4 protein-coding genes and 1 pseudogene are annotated in these 4,259 nt (G+C 72.2%); 2 read left to right on the top strand and 3 right to left on the bottom strand.

The window, feature by feature from the left end; translation table 11 throughout:
• Positions 1-123: 123 nt before the first annotated feature.
• The 3 genes from HET64_RS37035 to HET64_RS37025 form a co-directional block, all read right to left on the bottom strand.
• Positions 124-774, bottom strand: coding sequence for a hypothetical protein (locus HET64_RS37035; RefSeq protein ID WP_018961765.1), 651 nt, complete (start codon positions 772-774; stop codon positions 124-126).
• Positions 775-834: 60 nt separating this feature from the next.
• Positions 835-1,590, bottom strand: coding sequence for a GntR family transcriptional regulator (locus HET64_RS37030; protein WP_215111625.1), 756 nt, complete (start codon positions 1,588-1,590; stop codon positions 835-837).
• A 221-nt stretch (positions 1,591-1,811) separates the two neighbouring features.
• Positions 1,812-3,194 (bottom strand): aspartate aminotransferase family protein, encoded by a 1,383-nt coding sequence (locus HET64_RS37025; RefSeq protein WP_215111624.1) that lies wholly within the window; start codon positions 3,192-3,194, stop codon positions 1,812-1,814.
• 170 nt (positions 3,195-3,364) lie between these two features.
• Here HET64_RS37025 and HET64_RS37020 point away from each other — a divergent pair, with 170 nt between their 5' ends.
• The gene (locus HET64_RS37020; RefSeq protein WP_215111623.1) at positions 3,365-3,988 is read left to right on the top strand and encodes a DJ-1/PfpI family protein; all 624 of its coding nucleotides are present in this window, start codon (positions 3,365-3,367) and stop codon (positions 3,986-3,988) included.
• A pseudogene (locus HET64_RS39470) lies at positions 3,981-4,259 on the top strand (MarR family transcriptional regulator); the annotation flags it as partial. The gene HET64_RS37020 and the pseudogene HET64_RS39470, both read left to right, overlap by 8 nt.

Here is a 4,259-nt window from a genome sequence, read left to right as displayed (position 1 = left end):
GCCCCGGACCCCCGGTCCTCATTCGCCGGACGGGCTTGATTCTGGCGCCCCGGTCCGCGAAGGGGAGCGGGTGGGCTTGATTCTCCCGGTCCGCGAACCGCGGCGGGCGGGCTGGGTGTCGTGCTAGCTGAAGATGATCATTGAGCCCTGGGCCAGGCTCCGGGTCGCCGCCGCGTGGAGGCCCAGCCAGACGTGGCGTTCCCGGGCGAACGGGCTGTCGTCGTAGGGGATCGGGTCCGCCGGTTCCTCCAGGGCCGTGGGGCCGGAGGGCGGTTGCGGGGCGGCCGGCGGGTTGGCCGGGTCGATGCCGATGGACGGGGCGACGAACTCCAGCTCGCGCAGCAGCCCGTGCGCGGAGCCCAGCGGTCCGCCGCCCGCCAGGAGCGCGTCGTCGGACAGGGGGGCCGGGAAGTCCACCGGGACGTACGCCCCGGCGTGGTCGTAGTGCCACACCAGATGTGACTGCTGGGCAGCCTGTTCGAACATTTCGAGGAGCTGCTCGTAGTCGCCGTCGAGCCCCGCGACGGGGGTGACGGCCAGGCCGCTCAGCTGGAGCAGATAGGCGCGGCGCAGGAAGTGCAGGGCGTCGTAGTCGAAGCCGGCCACGGGGGCGACTTCCCCGTTGAGGCCCGGCATGTAGGCGTAGACGGGGACGGGCGGCAGCCCGGCGTCGTTCAGCGCCTTGTCGTAGACGGCGATCTCTTCGGCGAACGGATTGTCGGCGCTGTGGCACAGCACATCGACGAGGGGGACCAGCCACAGGTCACAGGCCACGAAGTCTCGCTCTCAGAAGGGTTCGGGCGATCGTCGGGACAGCGTAATGCGGGGCGAACCTCACGCACAGTGCCCCGGGGACTCCGGTGCCTCCGGGGACTCCCCGGACTCCGGAGGGACCGGCGGTCCGGGGGCGCCTGCCCCGGCGGCCCGCGCCTCCAGCCGGTCCGCCCAGGCGAGCGCGTGCGCGTAGTAGGAGTGCATCGCGGCGTGGACCTGCTCGTGGTCGCCCCGGGAGATGGCGTCGACCAGTTCCTCGTGACCGAACCACAGCACGTCCTCGTCCATGCCGTCGCGGCGCAGCCGGTGCACGGCGAACACCCAGGCCTGGACGCGGAGCCGGGTGAGGAATTCGGTGATGTACGGGTTGAGGACGAACTGCCCCAGCTCCCGCCAGAACCGCAGGTCGTACCCGATCAGCACGTCGAGGTCGCCGCCCTTCGCCGCGCGGACCGCCTCCGCGGCCCGGCGGCGGATCGAGGCGAGCGCCTCCGGCCGGACCGCGACCCGCTCGGCGGGGTTGCGGAAGAGGCCCTCGACGACGAGGGCGCGGGCCTCGGCCATCGCGCGGTAGTCGGCGACGGTGAACTCGCGCACCTGGAAGCCGCGGTGCTGGTCGGAGGCGAGGAGCCCCTGTGCGGAGAGGTCGAAGAGCGCCTCACGGACGGGCGTCGCGGAGACCCCGTACTGCTCGGCGATCTGCTTGACGGTGAACTCCCGGCCCGGCGGAAGACGTCCTGCCAGCACCTCGTCACGCAGCGCGTCGGCGATCTGCTGGCGCAGGGTGTTGCGCGTCACACCTCCGCTCGGACTCATACCGGCCCCCATCCGTCCGTCTGTCCCTGGTCCGTCCCCGATCCCCGTCCGCCGGCCGTTTCCGGCGCCGGCCGTTTCCGGCGGGGGTCATTTCTGGTTCGGGTCACCTTAAGCCAGGGCCGCCGCCGTGCCCGATTCCGGGCACGGCGGGGATGCGCACAGGGTCGATCACGTACGGAATCGAGTAGTCCGGTTACCCGGCGTGCGGGCCGGGGGCGCCGCTACCCGCCCTGCACCGTGTACGTGTCGGCGACGGAGAGAGCGACGTCCAGGGCCGCGAGCCCTTCCTTGGCCTCGGCCTCGGAGACGTTGCAGGCGGGGACGGCATGGGTCCGGTTCATGTTGATGAACGGCCACAGCCCCTGCTTCTTCGCCGCCGCGCCGAAGGCCGCCATGGGGGCGTTGGCCTCGCCCGAGGCGTTGTACGGGACGAGCGGCTCGCGGGTCTCCCGGTCGCGGACCAGGTCCAGCGCCCAGAACGCGCCGAGGCCGCGCACCTCGCCCACCGAGGGGTGGCGTTCGGCGAGTTCGCGCAGACCGGGGCCGAGGACGCTCTCGCCGATCCGGGCCGCGTGCTCGACGACCTTCTCGTCCTCCATCACGCCGATGGTGGCGACGGCGGCGGCGCAGGCCAGCGGGTGCCCGGAGTAGGTGAGGCCGCCGGGGTAGGGGTGGGTCTCGAAGGTCGCGGCGATCTCGGCGTTGATGGCGACGCCGCCCAGCGGTACGTAACCGGAGTTGACGCCCTTGGCGAAGGTCAGCAGGTCCGGCACGACGTCGAAGTGGTCGGCGGCGAACCAGGCGCCGGTGCGGCCGAATCCGGCCATCACCTCGTCGAGCACGAAGACGATCCCGTACCGGTCGCAGATCTCGCGGACGCCCGCCAGATAGCCCGGCGGCGGGGTCATGATGCCCGCCGTGCCCGGGATGGTCTCCAGGATGATCGCGGCGATGGTGGCCGGGCCCTCGAAGGTGAGGGTGTCCTCCAGGTGCTGGAGGGCGCGGGCACACTCCTCGGTCTCGTTCGCCGCGTGGAACGGGGAGCGGTAGAGGAACGGGGTCCAGAAGCGGACGACGCCCGCCGAGCCGTTGTCGGAGGGCCAGCGGCGCGGGTCCCCGGTGAGGTTGATCGCGGTGGAGGTGGCCCCGTGGTACGAGCGGTAGGCGGAGAGCACCTTCGTACGGCCGGTGTGCAGCCGGGCCATGCGGATGGCGTTCTCGACGGCCTCGGCCCCGCCGTTGGTGAAGAAGATCTTGTCCAGGTCGCCCGGGGTGCGCTCGGCGATGAGGCGTGCGGCCTCGGAGCGCGCCTCGATCGCGAACGCGGGCGCGAAGGTGGCGAGCCTGCCCGCCTGCTCCTGGATCGCGGCGATCACGGTGGGGTGCTGGTAGCCGATGTTGGTGTAGACGAGCCCGCTGGTGAAGTCCAGGTAGCGGTTGCCGTCGTAGTCCCAGAAGTAGGACCCCTCGGCGCCGGCGACGGCGAGCGGGTCGATGAGGCCCTGGGCGGACCAGGAGTGGAACACGTGCGCGCGGTCCGCGGCCTTCACGGCCGCACCGGCCGCGGGGTCGGCGGACGGGGCATGAGGGGCATGAGGGGTCATGCGGCGAGCGTAGGCGCTGGTGGGGGCCGCCTCCATGGCCACCTTGTACGGCCTGGGGCGGATGGGTCGGCAGGGTGTCGGGTCCGGGGGCGCTGGTGACCCCTCCCTTCCTTCATTGACAGCATGCTGTCGTTATGACAGTCTTCTGTCATCGAGCCGAGGAGGTCATCATGACCAGCAGCAGCGACAGAACCGCACATCTCGCCGTCTACGACACCTTCGCCGACTGGGAGACCGGGCACACCACGGCCCATCTCGCGCAGAACGGCTACACCGTGCGGACCGTGGGGCTGACCCGGAAGCCGGTGACGACCATGGGCGGCCTGCGGATCCAGCCCGACCTGGCGTTGGACGAACTGCGCCCGCAGGACAGCGCGTTGCTGATCCTGACCGGTGCGTCCGGGTGGGACGCGGGGGACGGTCTCGCCCCGTTCGCGCGGACGGCCCGGGGCTTCCTGGACGCGGGGGTCCCGGTCGCGGCGATCTGCGGGGCGACGGCCGGGCTGGCCCGGGAGGGGCTGCTGGACGACCGCGCGCACACGAGCGCGATCTCCTTCTACCTCGCGGCGACGGGGTACGCGGGCGGCGCGCGGTACGTGGACGCCGACGCGGTCACGGACGCCGGGGCGGCCGGGAGCGGCGGGCTGATCACGGCCGGGCCGACGGAGCCGGTGGCGTTCGCGCGGGAGGTGTTCGCCCTGCTCGGGGTGTACGACGCGAAGAAGCTGGACGCGTGGTACCGGCTGTTCCACGACTCGGACGCGAGCGCGTACGAGGTGTTGCAGGGTGAGTGAGGGTGCGGGGCGCGTCCCGTCCGAGCAGGAGTTGCTGAGCCGGGCGGCGGTGACGGTGTTCCGGCTGAACGGGCAGTTCCTGTCGGTGGCTGACGAGCTGGCGCGGCCGGGCGGTCTCACGGCGGCGTGGTGGCAGGTGCTGGGGGCGGTCGGTCTGTTCGAGGACCCGGATATCAAGCTGCGCACCTGGGCCGGACAATCGGTGCAGCGCTGGCGTCCCTCGCCGGACGGGCGGCGCGGCGACGCTGAGGTGGGTGAACTGCTCGACCGG

It is taken from the genome of Streptomyces sp. McG3 (assembly GCF_018619185.1).
Classification (GTDB): Bacteria; Actinomycetota; Actinomycetes; order Streptomycetales; family Streptomycetaceae; genus Streptomyces.
The sequence above is the reverse complement of the archived record's forward strand: the minus strand, read 5'-3'. Positions and strand labels throughout refer to the sequence as shown.